The sequence below is a fragment of the Peribacillus sp. SIMBA_075 genome, from assembly GCF_046534585.1.
Genome location: NZ_JAWRYN010000733.1, coordinates 1 through 267, shown reverse-complemented (window position 1 = coordinate 267; position 267 = coordinate 1). Strand labels below are relative to the sequence as shown.

Sequence of the window (267 nt, the reverse complement as noted above, 5' to 3'; positions counted from 1 at the left end):
AATACCAAATGCCATAGATTAACCCTGCTTTTTCGACTGTTCGTATACTTTGTGCCAGGCAGGAAAGGCTTTTCTAAACTGAATAGGTCTAAAGGTGTCTTTGTCTACACAAATATGTGAGGTTGTCCCCGTAATAGCTGTTTGTCCATCAGGCTTTTGAATTTCATAGCCATACACCGTTTTGACACCATTGTATTCTTCAATCCACGTATGGATGATTGCGGTTTCGCCGTACAGTAATGGTTTTTTATATCGAACCTGAAGATC

General features: G+C 40.1%; 1 protein-coding gene. It reads right to left on the bottom strand.

What is annotated here, in order from left to right:
* Positions 1-18: 18 nt before the first annotated feature.
* Positions 19-267, bottom strand: a 249-nt coding sequence (locus SB775_RS30145; RefSeq protein WP_410864923.1) for a thioesterase family protein, incomplete at its 5' end; no start/stop codon positions are given.